The following is a 24,710-nucleotide window of genomic DNA, read 5'->3' on the forward strand; positions in this document are numbered from 1 at the left end:
CTATTTTTACTTTTCGCCGGGGAATAGGAATGGGTTAATGCTACTACGAGCAAAACCTTCTTCTTCCATACGCGCATCCAGTATGATTGAGGCTAAATCATCCGCTACGGCTTCCACTTTAGCTTCTTTTTCTTGATAAAGAATTTTGAGGTAGCTACCACAATCGCCACAACTTTCTGCTTTTACGGCTGCATTTTCATCATCAAGAGACCAATAATTCAAGTCACGAGTTTGTTCGCAATTACTGCATTTTACGCGCACCATATGCCATTCTGTTTCACACAGATTGCAATGTAGATAACGCAGGCCTTGTGAAGTCCCGATTTGAACAATACTTGAAACTGGCATGCTATTACACACTGGGCAAAAATGACGATGGTCACCATGTTCTGCACGTGCTTTACCTGGAATATTGGCCGCCATTTGCGCCCAATAAACGGAAAGAGCCGCCCAAACAAACATTGATTTGTCGGCTGGTACCTTCTCAAATTGCTCATTGAGTAACGCCGTTGCCATTTCTTCGAGTTCGGAGTCAGAGGCCTTATCTAAATTTTCTAACGCCGGGCGAACAGACTCAGGAACAACAGGCATCAGCTCTGCAATAATGGAATGCAATAATTTGTGCCAATGGGCTGTGCGTGGAAATGTTTTTATATCCAATGGTGGGTTATTGGTTGTCGCAGAGCGTGTTAGGACTTCCGCCATATCCATTTCTAATGGGTTATCGTGCTGCGCATTATTTTGTGCGATAGCCACTTCAGCAGCGAAATTCAGATAATCTGCAAAAGGATGTTCGCCAATACCGAGTTCTTTCAATCTTTCAGCACGTCGTTGATACAGACTCTTTAGGTTAGGAAATAGAACTGGAGGAATAAAACCAATTCCTTTTTCTTTTAATCTTTCTTGTCCTAACTCTTCTTTAGGAACGATACGAATACCCATTGCATTCTCTCTTTTCTATTCTTTATAACGACCAATTTTTATAACGACCAACCTTGAGAAATTCTATTACATTTTCTCAAGGTGTTTTTGCTCATCATATTTTATATCCGCAAAAATGCGGTTCTCTAATGTTCAGGATAAAACAAAAGTGGCTGATAGGCTACTCTAGCACTCTCATTATCAGGTGGTTAAACCCGTAGCAGATCAAGTGAAAGGCTAAAAAGTATCATGATTTATTTATTTGGTATAAATAATCTATTTTCACTATCTACTAACGATAAAATAACAAGTTCAGATGGTTGTCACGATGAATAGCAACTTGACGCTAGCCTTAATACAATTTTTTCTTGAGCCTAAACGAGTAGAAAACACATATTAAGGGTTAGATATATTTGTTCGGCTATTGGGATTTAGAAATAGAAAGGAATAAAAACATAAATATATTTAAGGGGTAATAGGGGGTGCTGATCTTTGCTGATTATTTTTATAGCATAAAAAGAGCAATAAATTGCACGACCCAAACAAGTTCAGCCGTGCAATCATGAAATAACAGTTTTTAGTTTTTAACGATATAACTGTACCTTAGTATTAAAAATACCCAATAAGAAAAGGTAAAATCGTTATTAACCGTCTACGCTTTTAGTAACTCAGGATAATACATACGCTTGAGCGCTAGCTCTAAACCTCTCACTTCAGCTAGACCTTTAAGGCGTCCAATCGCTGAGTAACCTGGGTTAGTCACTTTTTTCAGGTCATCCAAAATTTGATGTCCGTGGTCCGGTCTCATTGGAATAGGCGGTAACCCTGCTGCATGGCGTTTTTGCTCAATCGCTAAAATCGCTTTAACCACTTCAAACATATCAACATCACCGGCAATATGGTTGCCTTCGTGGAAAGTATTTGGGTTATCTTCACGAACAGTCGAGCGTAAATGGGTAAAATGGATCCGGTCACCAAAAGTATGAATCATTTTTACCAGGTCATTATCCGCTCTGACGCCGTATGAACCGGTACACATGGTGAAACCATTATGAATGCTGTCGCAGCTTTCTTTAATAAACTGCATATCTTCAATGGTTGAAACTATGCGTGGCAACCCGAGAATTGGGCGCGGTGGATCGTCCGGGTGAATGGCGAGTACTACATTTTCTTCTTCGCAAACTGGAACGATTTTCTGCAAAAAATAACGTAGATTTTCGCGTAGCTGGTTTTTATCAACATGATCATAAATGGCTAAGCGCTCACGGAACTGGTCTAATGTATAACCTTCTTCCGCTCCCGGTAAACCAGCAATAATCGTTTTAATTAGATTGTTAATATCATCAGATGACATGCGAGAATAATATTCACCTGCGGCATTAACTTCATCAGCAGAATAACTCTCTTGGGCATTCGGGCGTTTTAATATATAAATTTCAAACGCAGCAAAAGCGATATTATCAAAACGCAACGCTTTGGAACCATCCGGTAACGTATAAGCCAGATCAGTACGAGTCCAATCTAAAATAGGCATAAAATTGTAGCAAATTGTTCGGATACCACATGATGCTAAATGACGAATACTTTGCTGGTAATGTTGAATATATTGCTCAAAATTACCTTGCTGCGTTTTTATATCTTCATGAACAGGAATACTTTCCACAACAGACCAAGTTAAACCTGCTTCTTCAATGATTGCTTTGCGCTTAAGGATTTCCTCAACACTCCAAACTTCGCCATTTGGAATGTGATGGAGAGCAGAGACGATCCCCGTCGCCTCTGCTTGCCTTGCATCACTCAAAGAAACTGGGTCATTAGGTCCATACCAGCGCCACGTATGCTCCATGGGTGCTTCTCCTTCGATTATTCAAAAATAGTCTGATAAGGAATTGTTTCAAATAAATAACCATCAAAATTAGGGTCATCAAAATCCGAAAGCTGCATTAGCGTATTTTTGACATTCTCTAAATGCTGCCACATCTCTTTTTTCGCCAATTCCGGATCGCGTTTTTGCAATGCATTTAAAATATTTTCATGGTCAATCAACCACTTCTTTCTATAAGTCGTGTTATCGATATGCTCATGAAGTTTGTCCCACATTGGGCTATTTCGTCGAACAGCCCAAATATCGTCAATGATCTTCGCCATCATGTCGTTCTTGCTTGCGCGAGCAATTAACACATGGAATTTATGATCATTTTCGTCATCACTTTCATTATTAGCGACTTTCATTCGTTCATCTTCTAACAATGCGCGGATCTCTTGTATATCGGCTTTTGTGGCTGCCAAAGCAGCACAAGCCGCAATAGCACTTTCAATCACCTGACGAGCTTGCAGGATTTCAAAAGGGCCATGATCCAAATTTTTAACTTCATCAATAAATAGGTCAGGGTGGTTAATCACATAAACACCTGAGCCTTTTTTGATGGAAACCAATTTTTCAATTTCAAGCATGATGAGCGCTTCACGTACCAATGAGCGGCTAACATCATATTTTTTGGCGATCTCACGTTCTGGCATTAAACGACTTCCTATCGGATATTCACCAGATGCAATGAGCTCTTTTAACTGCTGACCTAGGTACTGGTACGAGCGGTATTGAGTTTTCATATATGTACAACGCGTTGTCGAATTAAATTTAGTTCTTCCATCCTAGATTATATCCCTCCACCGCAATGGTCAACCAATTTATCCGATATTTCCGCTTAATAAGTTAACCAATTTGTGATCACCTTCACTTATTGTCGTCTTTTTAGCCATTGTCTTTTATTTTTTTGATTGGTAGAGTGAAAAAAAGCAAATTTGGTTAACCAATAGATAAACCAGTTCAGTGAAATAAGCCCACTTTGGTTGATCAGTTGATTAACAACACACTGAGAGTGAAAACATGAAAATAGTTAAAGCAGAAGTTTTTGTGTGCAGTCCTGGCCGTAATTTTGTGACATTAAAAATTACCACCGATGAAGGTGTCTATGGTTTAGGTGATGCCACACTTAATGGACGTGAGTGTGCAGTAGCCTCATACCTTCAAGACCATCTCTGCCCACAATTAATTGGTCGAGACCCCCATCGAATCGAAGACATTTATCAATTTTTCTACAAGGGCGCTTACTGGCGCAGAGGTCCTGTCACCATGTCCGCTATTTCAGCTATTGATATGGCATTATGGGACATTAAAGGAAAAGTCGCCAACCTCCCTGTTTACCAACTCCTTGGCGGTGCATCGCGAGAGGGTGTCATGGTGTATTGCCATACCACAGGTAGAGACATCCCTGAAGCTCTTGATAATTACGAAAAACATAAAGAAAAAGGGTTTAAAGCAATTCGTGTCCAGTGCGGCATTCCCGGAATGGCAACCACTTACGGACAAAGCAAAGGGCAAAATTTAGCCTATGAACCCGCCACTAAAGGGCATCACCCTGAAGAACAACTTTGGTCAACTGAAAAATACCTCGATTTTATGCCCAAGCTATTTGAAGCCGTACGCGATAAATATGGCTTCAATGAACATCTCCTGCACGATGTTCACCATCGTTTAACGCCAATCGAAGCCGCTCGCTTTGGAAAAAGTATTGAAGATGCTCGCCTGTTTTGGATGGAAGATCCGACTCCCGCAGAAAACCAAGCTTGCTTTAGATTAATTCGCCAACACACCGTCACCCCGATCGCCGTCGGCGAGGTTTTTAACAGTATTTGGGACTGTAAACAGCTCATTGAAGAGCAATTAATTGATTATATCCGCACGACGATTACCCATGCTGGCGGTATTACGGGTATGCGCCGCATCGCGGATTTCGCCTCCCTTTACCAAGTCAGAACTGGCTCACATGGCCCTTCTGATCTCTCGCCTATTTGTCATGCCGCAGCTCTGCATTTTGACTTATGGGTTCCTAACTTCGGCGTACAAGAATTTATGGGCTACTCCGAGGAAATGTTATCGCTGTTCTCCATTAACTGGACGTTCAAAGACGGCTATATGCACCCCGGCAACAAGCCCGGTTTAGGCATCGATTTTGATGAAAAACTGGCAGCAAAATATCCATACAACCCAGCCTATCTTCCTGTCGCACGTTTAGAAGATGGCACTTTGTGGAATTGGTAATTTTTATTTAATTTTTGGAGTTCAAAATGAAATCGACCGTTATGAAGTCAATCGTGATTAAAGAACCAAATACCTTACTGATTGAAGAGCGAGCTATTCCAGAGCCCGCCGAAAATCAGGTCAGAATTAAAGTTCAACTCGCCGGTATTTGTGGATCAGATAGCCATATTTATCGTGGACATAACCCGTTTGCTAAATACCCTCGAATTATCGGGCATGAATTTTTTGGTGTTATCGATAAGGTCGGAGATGGCGTTAATAGCAAACGCATTGGTGAACGAGTCTCTATTGATCCTGTTTTAAGTTGCGGTCACTGCTACCCATGCTCAATTGGTAAACCAAATGTGTGTGAGACATTAGAAGTCCTTGGTGTGCACACGGATGGTGGCTTTGCTGAATATGTAGCAGTACCCGCAGACAATGCTTATCCCATTCCAGACACTATCACCGATGAATGTGCGGTAACCGTTGAACCTTACTCGATTGCAGCCAATGTAACTTCACATGTTCACCCAACCAAAGAGGATGTCGCCCTTGTTTATGGTGCTGGCACCATTGGCTTAACTTGCGCTCAAGTTTTAAAAGGCGTTTACCAAGTCAAAACCTTAATTGTGGTTGACCGCGTTGCTGAACGCTTAGCAAGAGCAACAGCATGTGGTGCTGATATCGTGATTGATAATTCCCAAATCCCGCTACCAGAGCAGCTGAAAGCGTTAAATATTCGCCCTACTGTGGTACTCGATGCAGCTTGCCATCCATCGATACTGCAAGAAGCAATTTTAATTGCATCTCCTGCAGCAAGAGTCTCTATTATGGGATTCTCGAGTGAAGTCAGTTCAGTGACACAACAGAGCATTACCAGTAAAGAGATTGCGTTGTTCTCTTCACGCCTTAATGCCAAAAAATTCCCAGAGGTTATTGATTGGATTGCCACTCACAAAATCGATCCGACCAAAATTTTGACGCATAAATTTGTATTTACTGATGCCCAAGATGCTATTTCAACCTTTGAAAAAGACCAAAAAACCTGCTGTAAGATTCTTTTAACCTTTTAATTTAATTATAAAAAATAAAAAAACTTTTGAACAATACCCGACGTGATTAATAGGATAATAATATGAACACTCAGTCAATAGACCCTACAGGGAAGGTTGAACGCAGCTCTGGTGATTTAACCAAAGCTGCGGTTTCAGGCTGGCTTGGAACCGCACTCGAATTTATGGATTTTCAGCTTTACTCACTAGGCGCAGCACTTGTTTTTCATGAAATATTTTTCCCCGAACAATCCGCTTCAATGGCATTAATCCTTGCCATGGGAACTTACGGTGCAGGCTATGTGGCTCGTATCGTCGGTGCCGTTTTCTTTGGTCAAATGGGCGACAGAATCGGTCGTAAAAAGGTCCTGTTTATCACCATCACCATGATGGGGGTATGTACGACCTTGATAGGTTTCCTGCCAACTTATGCACAAGTCGGTATCCTCGCGCCGCTATTATTGGTTTTACTGCGAATTATCCAAGGGTTAGGTGCAGGAGCTGAAATTTCAGGAGCAGGCACCATGCTAGCTGAATATGCCCCGAAAGGACGCCGAGGAATTGTGGCATCCCTTGTCGGCCTAGGCACTAACTGCGGAACACTCAGTGCTACTGCAATTTGGGCAGTGATGTTTTTTTGGTTAGATAAATCAGACTTACTGGCTTGGGGATGGCGCGTGCCTTTCTTGGCGAGCTTTGTGGTGATGGTTTTTGCCGTCTGGTTACGACTCAACCTCAAAGAAAGTCCCGTTTTTGAAAAAGCTCAGAACAACAAAGAACAAAAAATTAAAACATCGGCTCAAGTACCCGCGAAAGAAAGCTTCTTTGCCATGTTTAAAACGAAAGCATTTTGGTTAGCCACCGGTATTCGTTTTGGTCAAGCAGGTAACTCAGGATTGATCCAAACCTTCCTCGCCGGTTATCTGGTTCAAAGTTTACTCTTTGATAAAAGCATCCCCACCGATGCCATCATGATAAGTTCCGCAGTCGGCTTCCTCACCATTCCACTTATTGGCTTACTGTCGGATAAATTTGGCCGCCGTATTCCGTATATCATCCTGAGTTTGTCGGCGATGCTATTGGCTTATCCAATGCTATCGGTCATCGTTAATGGTGCAAATAGCGTCAGTATGATCACCATCTGCATTATTGTTATCCATAACAGTTCAGTTCTCGGTTTATTTGCGCTCGAAAATATTACCATGGCTGAAATGTTCAATTCCCGTAACCGTTTTACCGGTATGGCTGTCGCCAAAGAAATTGGTGGGCTCATCGCATCTGGCTTAGGCCCTGTTCTCGCGGGTATTTTCTGTAGCATTACCGGTAGCTGGTGGCCAATTGCTGTCATGCTCATCATTTACTCCGCTATTTCACTGATCACGGCGATTATTATGCCAGAAGTGAAAGATCGCGATTTAACCAGCACTCTCGATGCAGTTGAAGAAATAGAGCAACGCAAAGGTAAAGTAAAATATGCAACTATCAAAGAATAACCTCAATCAATTACCTGACTCTATCAATGTGCCTAACTATGATAGAAACCAGATTAAAACAAAAATGCTTCATCTTGGTTTTGGCGCTTTTCATCGCGCCCACCAGGCCATCTTTGCGGATATTTTAGCCTCAGAGCATCAAAGTGATTGGGGGTTTTGTGAAGTTAACTTAGTCGGGGGCGAGCAACAAATTGAAGATTTAATCGCTCAAGATTATTTATACAATGTCTGTGAAATGCAGGGAGATAACTGGCAAACCCGTACCGTGGGTATCGTTAAAGAAGCACTGCACCCAACTATTCACGGAATCGATGCGGTCATTAATCGTATGCTAGACCCTAATATTGCGATTGTCTCAATGACTGTGACTGAAAAAGGTTATTGCTATGTTCCGGCAACAGGCTCCATTGACTTCGAAAATGCAGCGATCGCTCACGATTTACAATCACCAGAAGCACCTAAATCGCTTCCAGGGTTAATTGTCGAAACGCTAAAACGTCGCAAAGAAAGCGGTATTGCTCCTTTTACCGTGATGTCTTGCGATAATATGCCGGAAAATGGGCATATTACTAAAAATGTTATCTTAGCGATGGCAACAAAACGTGATGTGGAATTAGCAAAGTGGATAGCGGAAAATGTTTCCTTTCCTTCCACGATGGTTGACCGCATTGTGCCTGCAATGACACCTGAAACGGCTGAAAAAATTCAATCTCAACTCGGCCAAATCGAGGATAAGGTTGCCATTGCTTGTGAACCCTTTAGGCAATGGGTGATTGAAGATAATTTTGTGGCCGGTCGTCCTGAGTGGGAAAAAGCAGGCGCTCAACTGGTTAATGATGTTATTCCGTTCGAAGAAATGAAACTGCGTATGTTAAACGGCAGCCACTCATTTCTGGCTTACTTAGGTTATTTAGCTGGGTATCAATATATCAATGAGTGCATGCAAGATAGCGCATATGAAAAAGCGGCTTATCATTTGATGGTCAGTGAGCAAGCGCCTACTTTATCAATCAAAAATGTTGATTTACCGGAATATGCAGATGCCCTCATTGCCCGTTTTAAAAATACGGGGCTTAAGCATCGTACATGGCAAATTGCAATGGATGGAACGCTAAAGCTATCCCAACGGTTACTTGATTCCATTCAAATCCATTTAAGCAATGGCAGTTCGTTCGATTATTTAGCCTTAGCGGTTGCAGGTTGGATGCGCTACGTTAGTGGTAAAGATGATCATGGTGCCGAAATTAAAGTTAGCGACCCACTCGCAGATAAACTGGCTGAATTAGTAGCGAACAGTACTGATGATGAACATCGTGTGAAAGCCTTATTTTCATTGGATACTTTGTTCTCCCCTGAATTGGTTAATAATGCCTTATTTACGGGGAAAGTAACTCACTTTTATTTGTCCTTAAGAGATCATGGCGCTAAAAAGACAGTGGAAAATCTGAATAACCATTCTTCACTGTAATTCCTGATGATTAGGCGGGGTCTCTCCGCCTAATCTTTATGACCCATCAATTTGAATCTATGGGTATTTCTTTATTTTCTTTTGAAAATTGACGCCCAGAAAGTAAGATCAAACACAATGGAATAAGTGTTGCCAATAGTGCATATTCCCTCGCATAATCTGCAAGTAAAACCATCATAAACGCACCACCAGCAAAACCAAATAAAGTCAGAAAGTAACAATAGCTTTTATACAATGCATTTTTTCTGGCCTTGCCTTTATAGGCAATAGATTCCGCTAATGAGCTAAACCCAAGTTGAACATTCAACGTCACTGCGATGTTGCCATATAACATCCCATTGATTTTATGAAATGCATTTCCTTGCATCCCCGCAATAAATGACAATGCCCAGACCGCATGAAACCCATTCGCCTGTACGTTGAAAAAATAAATATAAGCAATCAACAATAGCAAAAGAATAATTTCAAGAAACAGTAATGTGAACGTCCACGTTTTTTCATCCGTATTATAACGATAGCGGATCAGTGCCAATAACATTGCACCTGCGCCAAAAGAGATGATCGAGATAATATATGGGGTGACGGCGGCAAGCCCATTTTTAGCAAATTCATAGCCCAACATGATGATGTTTCCAGACTGGAAAGTGGCAAATGATTTCGTGGTAAAAAAAGCATAGCCATCCAACATACCCGAGGCGATGGCCAATAAAAATGCAATCGTCGGTAATTGCATAAAAGGAACTTGCGGGGAAGTGGTTGTCATGTTTTATTCACCTGTATTGCATTCTCTTTTTCCGACTGACTCAGCCGACTAATAACGGTGGTGATATACACCGTAAAAATAGGGAAAACGGTCATACCCGTAGCGGCAAGAATGGTGGTAATAATTTTACCCGCAGTGGTAACCGGAATAATATTTGATCCGAGTGTTGTGACGGTCATTGCTGCCCACCAAATAGCATCACTATAAGATTTAACGTCCGTATTACTGCCTCTCTCAAAAATAAAGAAAATTAAGCTAATAAAATACACCATGGAAAACAGTAAAATAATATAAGATAAAAAAAGTGCCGTTGTATTTCGCTTAACTACCATCATCATTAGCATAACAAGCGCTGCACCGCCACGAAACAACGGAATAAATCGAATTAAATAGATTTGCTCTTCGGTAAATTTTATCGAGGTATAATCTAAAATCGTCAAATAAGGAACAGATAGAAGAACAATCACTGCATATTTTTTAATAAACTTTATTTTATTTTTAGAAATAAATAAAAATATAAAAAAATCGACCGTAAAATAAATACAGATCCAAAATTGAATATCAAAATAAATAGATCGTTTTAAAAAAGGATCATGCCGAAAAGTTTCGATAGAGATACTAGCAATCAAAAATAAAGACGCCAACACCCCAAAAAAGTGCAACGTCTTTATCAATGTTTGCTTACTATCTAACCGTTTAAAAATAGGTGTATTCATTTTAATTATATTATTCCTATATACCCTAAATAATTCGTGTTGTAGGTAGGCGGCAAGCGAGTGAGACTCTAGGAGCATACACAAGTATGTGACTAGAGCGAACAAACGTAGCCAACACCCCTACAACACGAAGTATAACAAGTACAGATACCCTAAATAATTCGTGTTGTAGGTAAGCGGCAAGCGAGTGAGACTCTAGGAGCATACACAAGTATGTGACTAGAGCGAACAAACGTAGCCAACACCCCTACAACACGAAGTATGACGGGTATCAGTTGGTGAGAGGTGCAAACCATATTGCCTGCTGCCCACTAATCAGCCTCTCCTGATTAATCCACGTAAATGGTGCGGGCACTTGCGTTTGTAACCTAACCTCGGGTTCTCCCTTTTGGGCCGTTAATGTGGGTGTTAAAACCACAGGTTCTGGCCCATAGATTGCCGCTGAGGTTGAATCTCGCTCACTGCGGCCACCACAGACTACCCATAATTGGTTTAATGTTGCGATAGCATAAGGAATAAAGTCTGCACGCCCTGTTGGCGGGTTTTCAACCGAAAATAGATGGCTTTCAATCTCAACTTTCAAATCACTTGGTAAACCCGCTGGCGCAGCAATAATATCAGCACGCAATGTGCTATATAGCCCCGCAAGCTCCGGCACTTCGAGTTCATGAGCTGCGGCCAATGCGATACGCCCAATCGGCGTTACTGTGACACTTACGGCATTGCCTGCACTTGCCCAACCACTATCACGTTCATTGAGATGAGTCACCCGATAACGCGCCAATATTTCCCCTGCTGGCCCTGCTAGTACAACGGTATGATACAGCTTATCGACATCAATTTCAGGATAGCTCCCTACGATATAGCCTTGACCTGTAGAGGCAGCTTTACCCAGAGTTTGCTCAAAAATGCCGCCTTGTTTTTCCGCATGAGTGAGTAGCACGTTAGGGTCATTGGTATAGGGCAATGCTGAAAGCTCAGGTAATACCAATAATTCATTTTTACCCACTTTAATGGCGTCCAGCGCAGATATGGATTTTTCCCACTGCGCAGCAATCAGTGTGGTTTGCGCTATTGTCGTTGTTGCATTGATATCTGTTGGGCTACGATGGAATGCAAGCGTAGGGAAATACAAATCAGGTCGGCGTTTGGCTAGCAACGCATTACGCTGTTTATCCGCTTCATCTAAATCAATGGTTGCACTGTAAATACCGTTCAATCCCGGCTCAAGTTCTAAGGGGCTCAATACCGGGGATTGTGCAACTTTGTGCCCTGACGGTGCCCAAACACTTGAGCCACCATTGTAATAAAGTTGCCCTTTGGTGATAGGATTGGTTTCAATACCACTGCGTGTTGCACAAATCACCCATATTCCATTAAGGGCACTCATATGTTGAACATGCGCGACGGTTGAGTGATCTCCGAGCATTTCGGCCGGTGTTGCATTTGGCATCATACGGTCTGAAACTGAATGCCAACCAATGATCTGAGCACCTTCTAATGCCGCTAAACGAACATATTGCCAGTAGGTGTCGTCGTAGCAAATTAACAATGCAATACGGCCTATTAGGGTTTCAAAGGTTTTTACCCCGGTATTCCCCGGCGCAAATACTTTTTGATCTTGGGAATTCAGCCCAATTTTACGATATTTACCAATAATTCCTTCGGGTCCCATCAGTACCGCAGAATTATAAGCCAACCCGCTTTCACTATCACGCTCAGCAATACCTACGCTCATGTACATCCCAGTACGCGCTAATATTGGTAAAATTGCCGCTGTCGTTTTTCCCGGAATAGTATCTAAATAAGGGGCTAATTCAGTTGAGTCTGAAAATAAATATCCACTCACTGCTGTTTCGGGAAAAACGGCATAATTCACACCTTGTTCCGCAACTTTTTCTGTTGCTTCAACTAAACGTCGAATATTTCCCGTTAAATCGCCCCATGCAGGAATAAAATCAACCGCAGCAACTTTACTGCTTTTTTTAATTTCAGAAGGATTCATATTATAGCCCTTATTTTATTATGCTATTTAATAAAAATAAAAATACTCACCATTAATTAAGTTAAAAGTGAATAGCTGTTAAATTGATTTTTCGGCCAATTTATTGATGCATTTTGTGATATAAAATTGATAATGAAATTAAATAAAAATTAATTTAGATTGGTTATATTTCATGTTGTGACATTTAAATAAGATTGTCATTTTTGGATTTAATTATTATTTTTAATAACTGAAAGATGACGGAGATAATCACCATAAATAAAGAGCCTAATAAATTAAACTAGGCTCTTTTATCATTAAATCGCTTTATTCTTTCTCATTTCAGAAATTTGCTCATCGCTATAACCAAGTTCTTTCAAAATTTCATTATTGTGCTCGCCGAGTAATGGGGCACTTTTAATTTCAGGGGTAAATCCAGAGAATTTCATCGGACAGCCTACGGTTAAATAGGAACCTCGCTTAGGCTGCTGAACCTCAACAATCGAGCCACTACCTCGCAATGAAGGGTCTTCCATAATTTCTTTCATGCTTAATACCGCAGAGCAAGGCACATCAAATTGATCAAAATAATCGGTTAACTCATGCTTATCTTTATCTTTGGCAATTTCTTCAATGGCATCCCATACATCTTGAATATGGCTTACTCGTGCTTGCGTTGTTGCAAAAGCGGGATCCGTTTTCCATTCAGGACGCCCTATTGCATCACAGGTGTTTTCCCAGTTATGGTCTTGGTTAATAAAGTAAATATATGCATTTGGGTCGGTATCACTCCCTTTGCATTTGAGCATTGTACCCGGCTGGCCACCGCCACTGGCATTGCCACCACGAGGAACTGCATCACCAAACTCGCCGTTCGGATACTGAGGGTACTCTTCCAAAAAACCAAATTTATCGAGTCGCTGTTGATCACGCAATTTAACTCGGCATAAATTCAGTACCGCATCTTGCATCGACATGGTCACACGTTGCCCTTTACCGGTTTTTTCTCGGTGCAGCAATGCCGTTAGCAACCCAATCAATAAGTGCATCCCTGTATTGCTATCCCCTAATGCCGCAGCGCTGACTGTTGGGGGACCATCAGGGAAACCCGTAGTTGAAGCTGCACCTCCCGCCGATTGCGCGACATTTTCATAGGCTTTGACATTTGCATAAGGGGAATTTTCGTTGAACCCTTTGATCGAGCCAAAAATTAAACGTGGATTTAATTCTTGTATGTGCTCCCATGTAAATCCCATATGGTCGATAGCACCAGGATGAAAATTTTCAACTAATACATCAGCTTGACGTATCAATTTTTCCATTACCTCTTTGCCTTCAGGGGTTTTGGTATTTAACTCTAAAGAACGTTTATTGCTATTTAGCATGGTAAAATATAACGCATCCACATCTGGAATATCGCGCAGTTGAGTACGCGTAACATCCCCGACTTCTGGCCGCTCAATCTTAATCACATCAGCACCAAACCACGCTAACATTTGAGTGCAGGATGGACCCGATTGAACCCCTGTAAAATCAAGAACGCGTATCCCATCAAGCGGTTTTGAAGAAGCCATGATTTACCTTTTTGTGAAATTGCTATGTACCAAAAAAAATTCAAGTTGCTTGTAGGCGCAGAGTAAAGATAACCGAGAGCCGCGATAAACTCTATGATTCGGGTAACTGAGCAAATGCAACACCCAAGCAACTTGAAGTATGACGGGTATCGTTATGAAACCATCCGTGCAATATATATCCATGCCGGAGCGGCGATAACAAAGCCAAGCACACTTACAGCGAGTGAAGCGGTTCCTGTTCGTGTGTAGAGGTTAAAGCGGCTTGCGATAATAATTCCTGAGAACGCCGGTGGTAACGCGCCTGCCAATACCATCATCTGCAATTGCTCTGAACCCATATTGAACATCATTCCGGCAAGCAACATCAATCCCGGCATTAGCACTAATTTTAATAAGGTGTTGTAAACAATTTCCCCATCAAACTCGAACTTATTCGCTGCTAATGTTAGACCCGCAGCAAAGACGGCAACACCTGAGTTTGCTTTTGCAATTAAATCGAATGTTGGGTCCCAAACTGTTGGAACTTTCACACCTATCAGCACTAATGCTGTTGCTAATACCGGAGCCCATACCACTGGTTCTTTAAATGCAGAGATGAGTGCGTCCATACCACCACCCCCTTTCTTACCTTCCGCATCAGCAGGATTGAGTAAAAAGAGGCCTATCGGGATGGTAATCGCATTAACAATGATAGAGATAATTGCAATCACTAAACCTGTTGAGACGGTTTCGCCATAAATAGGGTCGAGTACCGCAAAACCTAAAAAACCAATGGTCGGAGAACCTGCAATTAATGCGCATACTGCGGCTTCGCCACGCGTATGTTTAAAGATATATTTACAACTGAAGAATGAGAAAAAGAAACAAGCCAACAACACAACAAACGAAATAATAGTCAGCTTGGCATCCGCAAATATCATTTCTCGATTAGCGCGAGCGATTGATACAAATAATGCTGCAGGTAATGCGTAATTCAATACCAGCTTATTAAATGCTTTAGCCTGATCGCTAGTAAACACATTGCGTTTACCACTCACATAACCTAAAGCCATAATAATAATGATAGGCAATAGGTCACTCATAAAAATTTTATACATAAAGTCAGCCATAAGACCCACCTATTTTTGGCAACAAAGATGCTTACGCCACTTATTTAAAATGAGTGGCGTGGGTTAAAATTATATCCATCACTCTTCAAGGTACTTAAGTGCTACATTCGCTCTGCTCTGACAAGCACCTTGAATTATTTGCGGTATATAAGCGTTAATTCTTCACAACAGATTTCGGATTTAAGTTACCAATATGGCCGCTTTCCGTTCCAACCGCAGGGTCAATAACCACATTTATTAAGGTTGGATTACCCGATGTTAAACCGGCTTTCAGCGCTTGCTGAATCTCGGCTGGTGTCGTCGCGTTATAGCCAATTCCACCAAAAGCTTCTATCATTTTGTCGTAACGAGCCGCGCCCATTAAACTGGTTGGCGAAGGGTCTTGATCCCCATGTAAGTTCACACCGTCACCACGGTAAATTCCGCCATTATTGAAAATTAAAATGGTTACGGGCAGCTTATAACGGCAAATGGTATCGATTTCCATACCACTAAAACCAAATGCACTGTCACCTTCAATCGCGACAACTGGTTTACCGCTCGTAACGGCGGCACCCACGGCATAACCCATACCCACACCCATTACACCCCATGTGCCACAGTCTAAGCGTTTACGAGGTTCATACATATCGATGATATTACGTCCATTATCGAGTGTGTTAGCGCCCTCATTGACGACATAAGCATCTTTATGATCCACCAGCACATCACGAATAGCCCGTAATGCATTGAAATAGTTCATTGGTGAAGTGTCGGTATTGAGTTTAGAAGCCATTTTCTCGACATTGGCTTTCTTGTGTTCATCAATACTTGCCAGCCAATCATTCGGAGATTTCACTGGCGTTGATTTTAATCCCGCCAATAAGGCCTCAATACTTGAATAAATATCGCCAACAATCGGCGCTGTAATTGGGCGATTACTATCAATTTCAGTTGGCTCTATATCGAGTTGAATAAATTGGGTTTCTGATGACCAGTGTTTGCCTTTACCGTGATCAAGTAACCAGTTCAGGCGAGCACCCATCAAGACAACCACATCGGCGCTAGAGAGTGCATATGAACGCGCGGATGCCGCGGATTGAGGATGCGTATCAGGTAACAATCCTTTTGCCATCGACATCGGCAGATAAGGAATTCCTGTTGTTTCAATAAATTGACGAATATTATCATCCGCTTGTGCATACGCTGCACCTTTACCCAGAATAATCAGTGGGCGCTTAGCCGATGCCAACAATTTTAGGGCTTTATTCACCGATGCAGGTGAAGGAAGCTGCCTTGGCGCTGGGTCTTCAACGACAAAAATCGTTTTATCCGCTTCGTCTTTATCCATCACTGCGGCTAATACCTCAGTGGTTAAATCAAGATAAACGCCGCCCGGACGACCTGAAACTGAAGCACGTATTGCTCTTGCTAACGCAATACCCAAATCTTCCGGTTTATTCACACGATAAGAAGCCTTCACAAATGGCTTCGCCGTATTCATTTGGTCTAACTCTTCATAGTCGCCCTGCTGTAAATCAATAATCGCTCTATCGCTCGAGCCACTGATTTGGATCATTGGGAAACCATTAGTTGTCGCATTTGCCAGAGCAACTAATCCGTTTAAAAAGCCGGGAGCAGAAACCGTAAGGCAAATTCCCGGTTTTTGGGTAATAAAACCGCTAATCGCTGCGGCATTTCCCGCCGACTGTTCGTGACGAAATCCGATGTAACGTATGCCTTCTGCTTGTGCATGTCTTGCCATGTCAGTGACTGGAATACCAACAACACCGTAGATTGTATCGATGCCATTTTTTTTCAGCGCATCAACAATAATATGCATACCATCAGTCAGGTTTTGGGTTTGATCAGCAGACATATCTACCTCATAAATAACAACGTAAAAGATTGTTGGAAGCGACTAATCACTTCCAACTTTAAAACTAAATCGCTTTACTGGCTCGCATAGATGCAATTTCATCTGCGCTATAACCTAGCTCAGTCAGGACTTCGTCAGTGTGCTCACCTAACAATGGCGCACTTTTTATCTCGGGGGTAAATGAAGAGAATTTCATTGGGCAGCCGACCGTGAGGTAAGTACCGCGCTTTGGTTGCTCAACTTCAACAATACTGCCACTGCCACGCAGAGATTCATCTCGAGCAATTTCACGCATACTCAATACGGGTGCACAAGGAACACCATATTTACTCAAGTATTCAACGGCTTCATGCTTATCTTTCGTGGCCAAGAATTTTTCAATTTCAGCAAAAATATCAAAAATATGCGGTTGGCGAGCTTTAGGCGTACTGTAAGCAGGGTCGGTTGCCCATTCCGGTTTTTCAATGGCAATACAGGTTTGCTCCCAGTCTTGCTCTTGAATGGTGAAATAAATATAGGCGTTCGGGTCAGTTTCCCAGCCTTTACATTTTAAAATCCAGCCCGGTTGACCTCCGCCTCCCGCATTACCGCCACGCGGTACCGCATCACCGAATTCACCATTTGGATACTGCGGATACTCTTCAAGGTAACCTATTTTCTCTAAACGTTGCTGGTCACGAAGTTTTACACGACATAAGTTCAAGACCGCATCTTGCATCGACATGGTGACACGCTGGCCTTTACCCGTTTTCTCACGGTGCAGTAGCGCAGCTAATAAACCAATTAACAGGTGCATGCCGGTATTGCTGTCACCCAGAGCCGCGGCACTCACTAACGGTGGGCCATCCCAAAAACCGGTTGTAGATGCCGCACCACCCGCCGCTTGAGCGACGTTTTCATAGGCTTTAACATTCGCATATGGGGAATTATCATCGAAACCTTTGATTGAACCAAAAATTAAGCGGGGATTAAGTTCTTGAATGTGCTCCCATGTGAAGCCCATATGATCGATTGCGCCGGGATGGAAATTTTCAACAAGGACGTCGGCTTGTTTAATCAGCCGTTCCATCACTTCTTTCCCTTCTGGCGTTTTGGTATTTAATTCAACGGAACGCTTATTACTGTTTAGCATTGTAAAGTAAAGCGCATCAACATCTGGAATATCTCTTAATTGATTGCGCGTCACATCACCGACGCCAGGACGCTCAATTTTGATTACGTCTGCGCCGAACCACGCTAACATTTGAGTACACGATGGGCCGGATTGCACACCGGTAAAATCAAGTACTTTAATGCCTTGTAAAGGAAGATCCATACGTTACCTCTTTATTTAGCTATCATGAATGGCATAAATTGAATTTCTATTATTTAGCTGTATTAAAAAGATATTTTTTAAATAAAAATCATTATATTAAAATGTATTACCTAAGTAATACTTATTAACTATTTGTATTAAATATTGCCGCTAATGTCCAGTCATTCATTTTACTTGCATCTATTTAAGCCATTCACCTAAAATCAATCTAATTACAGTCATTAATCTTTTCACTATTCAATAATTGATAATAAAAAAATTCAAATCATCTAAATAAGCCATTTAAGATAATCAATATTAGACTAAAAAATAAAACTTAACTTAAATTGCTTAAATAAAAAACAAATGAAATTATTATATAAATAAATAACAACACTGAAAATAACAATTAAATATCAATTAGATAACTGCAATTATAAATATAATTATTAGATTGTAAAAAATAATTCAATAATATCGTACTTATTGTTGATTTAAATTCAACACATAAAATACGCATAATATGAACATCAATATTTGATATATATTTTCAATTACGTCTTATTTAGATTAAATTTAAATATTCTAATTTAGTGCTAAATATAAATTAAGTGATTTTTAATGCCGCTGTTTATTTCACCTAAATTCTATATTTTTTAAATATAAAAAAACCCACAAACAGGTTTTATTGTTTGTGGGTTCGATATTAGCGACAAAGAAATTTAGTTCTTCTCTTGCTGCTGTTTTTGCTGCTTTTGCTGCTTTTCTTTTTCAACGATTTCACGATACCAACGTGGGTGATGTTTTCTCGCCCAACCCCGTGTTACCCATCCTTCAACCATCGCACGCACGGAACCTTTCACCCACATCGCTGCATAAGCATGCACAATAATCATAATGATCAGCGCAATAGCAGAAAGTGAATGCACTAAAATAGCGGCGCGGTATAGCGGGATTGGGAAATAGTCGGCAAAATAAGGACGCCACATAATCACACCGCTAATCACTAAAAGTAATAAGCAAATTGTGACAACCCAATATACCCCTTTTTGACCAAGGTTATATTGGCCAACATCTCCAGCCTCTTCATTTTTAAGTACTTTACCGATATTTTTTGCCCACTTAATATCTTCTTTATTAACAAAGTTATGGTGGAAATAACGGAAGAACATAAAGACGAATAACAGGAACATCGCCGTTCCCACGAATGGGTGCAAAATCCGAGACAGTTGCGGCGTACCTAAAATGTTCATAAACCAGTTTAGTGATGGGAAAAAGAAACCCAGCCCGCTAACGGCAGTGAACAAAAAGCAAATCACAACCGCCCAGTGATTGATCCTTTCTATCGGCTTATGACGGATAATTTTATCATTATCATCTGGTATCATTTCTGATCCTCCCCTTCTTTTGATTTCGAAGTGTCGGATGACATTGCGTTATGCAAATCTTCCAGAGCCTCTTCTTCATCTTTCTTGGAGACGCGGTTCGGACCAATACCCACATAGTGGAAGATGGCCGCCGCAAATGTTGCAGCAAAACCGACCGCTGCCAACGGCTTCCAGATACCTTTCCAGAAAGTCACAGTTGGGCTGATTGTCGGGTTTTCCGGCAATCCATGATACAACTGAGGTTTATCCGCATGATGTAGTACATACATCACGTGAGTACCACCCACGCCTTCTGGGTCATATAAACCAGCATTTGCATAGCCACGAGTTTTCAACTCATCAACACGCTCACCAGCCATGTTGATCATGTCTTCTTTGCTACCAAAATGGATAGCACCCGTTGGACAGGTTTTCACGCAAGCGGGTTCTTGGCCGACTTCAACACGGTCAACACACAGCGTACATTTGTATGCACGGTTATCGTCCTTATTGATGCGCGGTACGTCGAACGGACAACCTGCGATACAGTAACCACAACCAATACAGTGCTCTGATTGGAAATCAACGATACCGTTTTTGTATTGAACAATTGCCCCTTCTGCTGGACACGCCTTCAAACAACCCGGATCAGCACAGTGCATGCAACCGTCTTTACGAATAAGCCATTCGAAACGGTCATTCTCTTCAACTTCAGAGAAGCGCATTACCGTCCATGATTTAGCGGTCAAGTCCGTTGGGTTATCATATACCCCAACGTTAGTCCCGATTTTGTCACGGATATCGTTCCACTCTGAACACGCGACCTGACAGGCTTTACAGCCAATACAGGTCGTGACGTCAATCAGCTTAGCAACCTCTTCCTTGTAGTCCCGCACCTGAGGTGCGGGCGTCAGGGAATTGGTGGCCGAGCGACGAATAATGTCCTGTGATTGCATTGACATAATTTATCTCCTTACACCTTTTCCACATTGACAAGGAATGATTTAAATTCCGGCGTCTGAGTATTCGCATCACCCACATATGGCGTCAGCGTATTTGCAATAAAGCCTTTCACCGCCAAACCTTCAAAGCCCCAGTGAATTGGAATACCGATAGTATCGATATCTTTTCCAGCCACTTTAAGGGTTTTAATTCGTTTGGTAACAACCGCTTTCGCTTTGATATAGCCACGTTTTGAGCTGACTTTAACCGTATCGCCTTGCTCGATGCCTTTTTCTTTCGCTAAGCGTTCACCTATTTCGATAAACTGCTGCGGTTGAATAATGGCATTTAACAATGCGTGTTTTGTCCAGTAGTGGAAATGCTCAGTTAAACGATAAGTGGTTCCAACATATGGGAATTCTGTTGCTTTACCCATTTGCGCCCAGTCATCTTTAAACACACGCGCTGCTGGGTTTGACACCACATTTGGATGCAATGGGTTGGTATCAAGCGGCGTTTCGATAGGTTCGTAATGCTCAGGGAATGGGCCTTCGGCCATTTTATCCAAGGCAAATAAACGCCCCATACCTTCTGGCTGCATGATAAACGGCCCTACGCCACTTCCCGGAGCGGCATTGCTGTAGTCCGGTATATCCATACCAGTCCACTTGCTGCCATCCCATTCAAGAATTTGACGTTTTGGATCCCATGGTTTGCCCATCGGGTCTGCTGATGCACGGTTATAAATAACGCGGCGATTAAGCGGCCATGCCCATGCCCAACCTAATGTGTTACCTAAGCCTGTTGGGTCAGAGTTATCACGATTAGCCATTTGGTTGCCTTTCGGCGTCCAGCTACCCGCGAAAATCCAACAACCACTTGATGTCGTCCCGTCATCACGCAATTGAGCAAACGAACTAAGCAATTCGCCTTTTTTCACGATAACTTTGCCATCAGCGTCTTTTAGGTCAACTAATGCGTAACCGTTGTTTTCTTGCGCCACTTCTTCTGGTGTTGGGTTATCGCGGTCAAAGTAGTTCCATGTCATGCTGAGAACTTGCTCAGGAACCGCACCACCTTCAGTTTCGTACAATTGGCGCAGACGATGATAGATACCCGAGAGGATCTCACCATCACTGATGGCTTCACCCGGTGCATCCGCACCTTTCCAGTGCCATTGTAACCAACGTGCCGAGTTAACAATCGAACCATTTTCTTCAGCAAAGCAACAAGATGGCAGACGGAATACGGTGGTTTGAATTTCCTCTGGTTTCACATCATTCAGTTCACCGTGGTTTTGCCAGAAATTCGAAGTTTCCGTATTCAGTGGGTCAACAGTAATCAAGAATTTCAGTTTCGACAGCGATCTAACCACTTTATTTTTATTCGGGAATGAGGCTAATGGGTTGAAGCCTTGGCAGATATAGCCATTCACTTCCCCTTTATCCATCATTTCGAAATAGCGCAGTACATCGTAGCCCTGATCCCACTTAGGTAATAAATCAAAGCCCCAATCATTTTCTTTTTGCGCTTTATCACCAAAGAATGTCTTCATCATACTGACAAAGAATTTCGGGTAATTACCCCAATAGTTCACCTGACCTTCAACGGTGGCTTTTGGTGTATTCGCTGCTAAGTAACTTTCAAGAGTGGTTTGCTTTTCTGAAGGTAATGTCAAATACCCAGGAAGGCTTTGAGATAACAGACCTAAGTCAGTCAAGCCTTGGATATTAGAGTGACCACGCAGTGCGTTAACACCACCGCCTAGCATTCCCATGTTACCCAGAAGCAATTGGATCATCGCCATCGTACGAATATTTTGCGCGCCGACGGTATGCTGTGTCCAACCCAGCGCATACAAGAATGTTGCTGTTTTATCTTTTACACTGGTTTCTGCTAGAAGCTCACAGACTTTTAAGAAGTCTTCTGTTGGCGTTCCACAGATGTTATTTACCACTTCAGGCGTATAGCGGCTAACGTGCTCTTTCAGTAAGTTCAAGACACAACGCGGGTTTTTGAGTGTAGGATCGCGCAGCGCAAGGCCGTTCTCATCCATCTCGTAATTCCACGTGGTTTTATCATACTGACGTTTTTCAGCGTCATAACCGGTAAACAGACCATCATCAAAACCATAATCTTCGCGGATCACCAAACTTGCGTTGGTATACGCTTCAACGTATTCACGTTGAACTTTTTCATTATCAAGTAAGTATTTGATGACACCCGATAGGAATGCGATATCAGTACCAGAACGAATAGGCGTGTAAAAATCCGCCACCGCTGCAGTACGGGTAAAGCGTGGGTCAATAACGATAAGTTTGGCTTTATTATGGATTTTAGCTTCCATCGCCCAGCGGAAACCCACTGGATGCGCTTCTGCCGCATTACCACCCATAACAACAACTAGGTTTGCATTTTTAATATCAACCCAGTGGTTGGTCATCGCACCGCGACCAAATGTTGGAGCAAGACTTGCTACCGTTGGTCCGTGTCAGACACGCGCTTGGTTATCAACGGCAAGCATGCCGAGGGCGCGAGTAAATTTTTGGGTTACAAAACCGCTTTCGTTGCTTCCAGCTGACGCACACAGCATACCGGTCGTTAACCAACGGTTAACGGTTACACCGTCTTTATTCTGTTTAATAAAGTTAGCGTCGCGGTCTTCTTTCATCAACTTAGCAATTCGGTCGAATGCTTCATTCCAAGAAATACGTTTCCACTCATTGGTGCCTGGTTCGCGTACTTCTGGATACTTAAGACGACTTTCACTATGAATGAAGTCGATCAGTCCTGCACCTTTAGGACAAAGTGCACCACGGTTTACCGGATGATCCGGGTCCCCTTCAATATGAAAAATACTTTCTTTTGCATTTTTCGCGCCATCGCCAAGACTGTACATTAACAGTCCACAGCCGACAGAACAGTAGGTACAGGTATTTCTGGTTTCACGCGCACGCAGTAATTTATACTGACGCGTTGACGCTAGCGCAGTCGAGGGTGCAAACCCTAACGCTGCTACCGTCGTACCTGCCATACCGCCAGCGCAGATCTTAAAGAACCGCCTTCTGCTGACTTGCATGGGGATCTCCTCTTTTACATTGCTCATGTTTACCTAACTTCAATGCAGATAATCAGGTAAACTCTTCTTATTTAACGTCTTCCCTATCGTATCCAGGTTCATTGCCCGGCAAATGGTGTAAATTCTTTTTACCCATAATTAATATTATGTATCATTAATGCTAGGAATTCATCTAATGTATGAAACAAATACTACAAATGAGTCGAAATTAATCAAAATGATCGGCGCAAATCAAACAAGCGTGCAACAAAAAAACAACCTCGGTACCCCAGTTGATGATTGGGTGGCAGAAGAAATCCCTGTTGCTTTAGTTTTTAACGGAATATCCCATGTGGTAATGATGGCAACACCAAAAGATTTGGAGGATTTTGCCGTTGGATTTGCGCTTTCCGAAGGAATAATACAATCAGGTGATGAAATCCGTGGAATTGATATTGTCCAAGGCTGTCATCGCGGAATTGAAGTTCATGTTGAATTATCCAGCCGCCGTTTTATGGGTTTAAAAGAACGTCGACGTAACCTTGCCGGCCGTACTGGCTGTGGTATTTGTGGCACAGAGCAACTCGATGAAATTTTCAAGCCAATCCCCCCTTTACCTTTTACGCAAACTTTCTCGCTTTCTTATCTCGATAACGCCTTACACGAACTAAAAAAAGTCCAAGAAATCGGCGCGTTAACGGGTTGTACCCATGCCGCAGCGTGGATCTCCCCTGAAGGTTTATTGGTCGGAGGTTGCGAAGATGTGGGCCGTCACGTGGCATTAGATAAACTTTTAGGTATGAAGCACCGAAATAATTGGCAGCAAGGTGCTGTGCTGGTTTCCAGCCGTGCGAGTTATGAGATGGTGCAAAAAGCCGCCAGTTGTGGCGCAGAAATTTTATTCGCTGTTTCTGCGGCAACATCGCTAGCGATTGAAGTGGCTGAGAAAGCCAATTTGACGCTGGTGGGGTTCTGCCGCCAAGGGAAAGCGACGGTGTTTACCCATGCGAGCCGGGTTATTGACTGA

Annotated in this window: 18 protein-coding genes; 5 read left to right on the forward strand and 13 right to left on the reverse strand. The window is 42.3% G+C overall.

All coding sequences use genetic code 11. From position 1 onward, the window contains the following. Positions 1 to 6: 6 nt before the first annotated feature. From fdhE to M998_RS10455, 3 genes are all read right to left on the reverse strand, one after another. The gene (gene fdhE, locus M998_RS10445) at positions 7 to 942 is read right to left on the reverse strand and encodes a formate dehydrogenase accessory protein FdhE (protein ID WP_068437991.1); all 936 of its coding nucleotides are present in this window, start codon (positions 940 to 942) and stop codon (positions 7 to 9) included. A gap of 631 nt (positions 943 to 1,573) precedes the next feature. Then, positions 1,574 to 2,767 carry a mannonate dehydratase gene (gene uxuA / locus M998_RS10450; RefSeq protein ID WP_068908734.1) on the reverse strand — a complete coding sequence of 398 codons (1,194 nt, stop codon included), beginning with the start codon at positions 2,765 to 2,767 and terminating at the stop codon, positions 1,574 to 1,576. 17 nt (positions 2,768 to 2,784) lie between these two features. Next, entirely contained in the window at positions 2,785 to 3,531 is a 747-nt protein-coding gene (locus M998_RS10455; RefSeq protein ID WP_068437986.1) for an FCD domain-containing protein, read from the reverse strand. A gap of 277 nt (positions 3,532 to 3,808) precedes the next feature. Between M998_RS10455 and manD the strand changes: the two genes are divergently transcribed. From manD to M998_RS10475, 4 genes are all read left to right on the forward strand, one after another. Beyond that, positions 3,809 to 5,023: a D-mannonate dehydratase ManD gene (manD, locus tag M998_RS10460; RefSeq protein ID WP_068908736.1), complete on the forward strand. Its 1,215-nt coding sequence runs from the start codon at positions 3,809 to 3,811 to the stop codon at positions 5,021 to 5,023. A 41-nt stretch (positions 5,024 to 5,064) separates the two neighbouring features. Then, positions 5,065 to 6,078, forward strand: a complete 1,014-nt coding sequence (locus tag M998_RS10465; RefSeq protein ID WP_068908837.1) for a Zn-dependent oxidoreductase — start codon at positions 5,065 to 5,067, stop codon at positions 6,076 to 6,078. A 62-nt stretch (positions 6,079 to 6,140) separates the two neighbouring features. Next, entirely contained in the window at positions 6,141 to 7,550 is a 1,410-nt protein-coding gene (locus M998_RS10470) for an MFS transporter (protein WP_068908738.1), read from the forward strand. Next, positions 7,531 to 9,018 (forward strand): mannitol dehydrogenase family protein, encoded by a 1,488-nt coding sequence (locus M998_RS10475; protein WP_068908740.1) that lies wholly within the window; start codon positions 7,531 to 7,533, stop codon positions 9,016 to 9,018. Before M998_RS10470 ends, M998_RS10475 begins: the two co-directional genes overlap by 20 nt. Positions 9,019 to 9,064: 46 nt before the next feature. On the opposite strand, the gene M998_RS10480 is transcribed toward M998_RS10475, so the two are convergent. From M998_RS10480 to fdnG, 10 genes are all read right to left on the reverse strand, one after another. Next, positions 9,065 to 9,781 carry a YoaK family protein gene (locus tag M998_RS10480; protein ID WP_068908741.1) on the reverse strand — a complete coding sequence of 239 codons (717 nt, stop codon included), beginning with the start codon at positions 9,779 to 9,781 and terminating at the stop codon, positions 9,065 to 9,067. Next, a complete protein-coding gene (locus M998_RS20080) occupies positions 9,778 to 10,248 on the reverse strand; it encodes an ion channel (protein ID WP_197713315.1) in 471 nt (156 codons plus the stop codon). Before M998_RS20080 ends, M998_RS10480 begins: the two co-directional genes overlap by 4 nt. Before the next feature lie 520 nt (positions 10,249 to 10,768). Continuing rightward, positions 10,769 to 12,502, reverse strand: coding sequence for a nitrilase-related carbon-nitrogen hydrolase (locus tag M998_RS10490; RefSeq protein ID WP_068908745.1), 1,734 nt, complete (start codon positions 12,500 to 12,502; stop codon positions 10,769 to 10,771). A gap of 296 nt (positions 12,503 to 12,798) precedes the next feature. Further along, entirely contained in the window at positions 12,799 to 14,055 is a 1,257-nt protein-coding gene (gene frc, locus M998_RS10495) for a formyl-CoA transferase (RefSeq protein WP_068437970.1), read from the reverse strand. Between the two features lie 152 nt (positions 14,056 to 14,207). Continuing rightward, a complete protein-coding gene (gene yfdV, locus M998_RS10500) occupies positions 14,208 to 15,152 on the reverse strand; it encodes a transporter YfdV (RefSeq protein WP_111751015.1) in 945 nt (314 codons plus the stop codon). 166 nt (positions 15,153 to 15,318) lie between these two features. After that, on the reverse strand, positions 15,319 to 17,022 hold the full coding sequence (oxc, locus tag M998_RS10505) for an oxalyl-CoA decarboxylase (RefSeq protein WP_068437963.1): 1,704 nt from the start codon (positions 17,020 to 17,022) through the stop codon (positions 15,319 to 15,321). A 64-nt stretch (positions 17,023 to 17,086) separates the two neighbouring features. Further along, on the reverse strand, positions 17,087 to 18,337 hold the full coding sequence (gene frc / locus M998_RS10510; protein WP_068437960.1) for a formyl-CoA transferase: 1,251 nt from the start codon (positions 18,335 to 18,337) through the stop codon (positions 17,087 to 17,089). A 701-nt stretch (positions 18,338 to 19,038) separates the two neighbouring features. Further along, the gene (fdoI, locus tag M998_RS10515; protein WP_068908746.1) at positions 19,039 to 19,704 is read right to left on the reverse strand and encodes a formate dehydrogenase cytochrome b556 subunit; all 666 of its coding nucleotides are present in this window, start codon (positions 19,702 to 19,704) and stop codon (positions 19,039 to 19,041) included. Further along, the gene (gene fdxH / locus M998_RS10520) at positions 19,701 to 20,645 is read right to left on the reverse strand and encodes a formate dehydrogenase subunit beta (RefSeq protein WP_068437951.1); all 945 of its coding nucleotides are present in this window, start codon (positions 20,643 to 20,645) and stop codon (positions 19,701 to 19,703) included. Before fdxH ends, fdoI begins: the two co-directional genes overlap by 4 nt. Before the next feature lie 11 nt (positions 20,646 to 20,656). Beyond that, positions 20,657 to 23,704, reverse strand: a complete 3,048-nt coding sequence (fdnG, locus tag M998_RS10525) for a formate dehydrogenase-N subunit alpha (protein WP_082913019.1) — start codon at positions 23,702 to 23,704, stop codon at positions 20,657 to 20,659. Positions 23,705 to 23,879: 175 nt separating this feature from the next. Here fdnG and fdhD point away from each other — a divergent pair, with 175 nt between their 5' ends. After that, positions 23,880 to 24,710, forward strand: a complete 831-nt coding sequence (gene fdhD, locus M998_RS10535; RefSeq protein ID WP_068908748.1) for a formate dehydrogenase accessory sulfurtransferase FdhD — start codon at positions 23,880 to 23,882, stop codon at positions 24,708 to 24,710.

Origin of the sequence: Providencia heimbachae ATCC 35613 (assembly GCF_001655055.1) — a bacterium.
Lineage (GTDB): Bacteria > Pseudomonadota > Gammaproteobacteria > Enterobacterales > Enterobacteriaceae > Providencia > Providencia heimbachae.

Bases quoted from the DNA above. Each gene is read 5' to 3' on its own strand.
- fdhE (WP_068437991.1), bottom strand. From the start codon at position 942: ATGGGTATTCGTATCGTTCCTAAAGAAGAGTTAGGACAAGAAAGATTA.
- uxuA (WP_068908734.1), bottom strand. From the start codon at position 2,767: ATGGAGCATACGTGGCGCTGGTATGGACCTAATGACCCAGTTTCTTTG.
- M998_RS10455 (WP_068437986.1), bottom strand. From the start codon at position 3,531: ATGAAAACTCAATACCGCTCGTACCAGTACCTAGGTCAGCAGTTAAAA.
- manD (WP_068908736.1), top strand. From the start codon at position 3,809: ATGAAAATAGTTAAAGCAGAAGTTTTTGTGTGCAGTCCTGGCCGTAAT.
- M998_RS10465 (WP_068908837.1), top strand. From the start codon at position 5,065: ATGAAGTCAATCGTGATTAAAGAACCAAATACCTTACTGATTGAAGAG.
- M998_RS10470 (WP_068908738.1), top strand. From the start codon at position 6,141: ATGAACACTCAGTCAATAGACCCTACAGGGAAGGTTGAACGCAGCTCT.
- M998_RS10475 (WP_068908740.1), top strand. From the start codon at position 7,531: ATGCAACTATCAAAGAATAACCTCAATCAATTACCTGACTCTATCAAT.
- M998_RS10480 (WP_068908741.1), bottom strand. From the start codon at position 9,781: ATGACAACCACTTCCCCGCAAGTTCCTTTTATGCAATTACCGACGATT.
- M998_RS10490 (WP_068908745.1), bottom strand. From the start codon at position 12,502: ATGAATCCTTCTGAAATTAAAAAAAGCAGTAAAGTTGCTGCGGTTGAT.
- frc (WP_068437970.1), bottom strand. From the start codon at position 14,055: ATGGCTTCTTCAAAACCGCTTGATGGGATACGCGTTCTTGATTTTACA.
- yfdV (WP_111751015.1), bottom strand. From the start codon at position 15,152: ATGTATAAAATTTTTATGAGTGACCTATTGCCTATCATTATTATTATG.
- oxc (WP_068437963.1), bottom strand. From the start codon at position 17,022: ATGTCTGCTGATCAAACCCAAAACCTGACTGATGGTATGCATATTATT.
- frc (WP_068437960.1), bottom strand. From the start codon at position 18,337: ATGGATCTTCCTTTACAAGGCATTAAAGTACTTGATTTTACCGGTGTG.
- fdoI (WP_068908746.1), bottom strand. From the start codon at position 19,704: ATGATACCAGATGATAATGATAAAATTATCCGTCATAAGCCGATAGAA.
- fdxH (WP_068437951.1), bottom strand. From the start codon at position 20,645: ATGTCAATGCAATCACAGGACATTATTCGTCGCTCGGCCACCAATTCC.
- fdhD (WP_068908748.1), top strand. From the start codon at position 23,880: ATGTATGAAACAAATACTACAAATGAGTCGAAATTAATCAAAATGATC.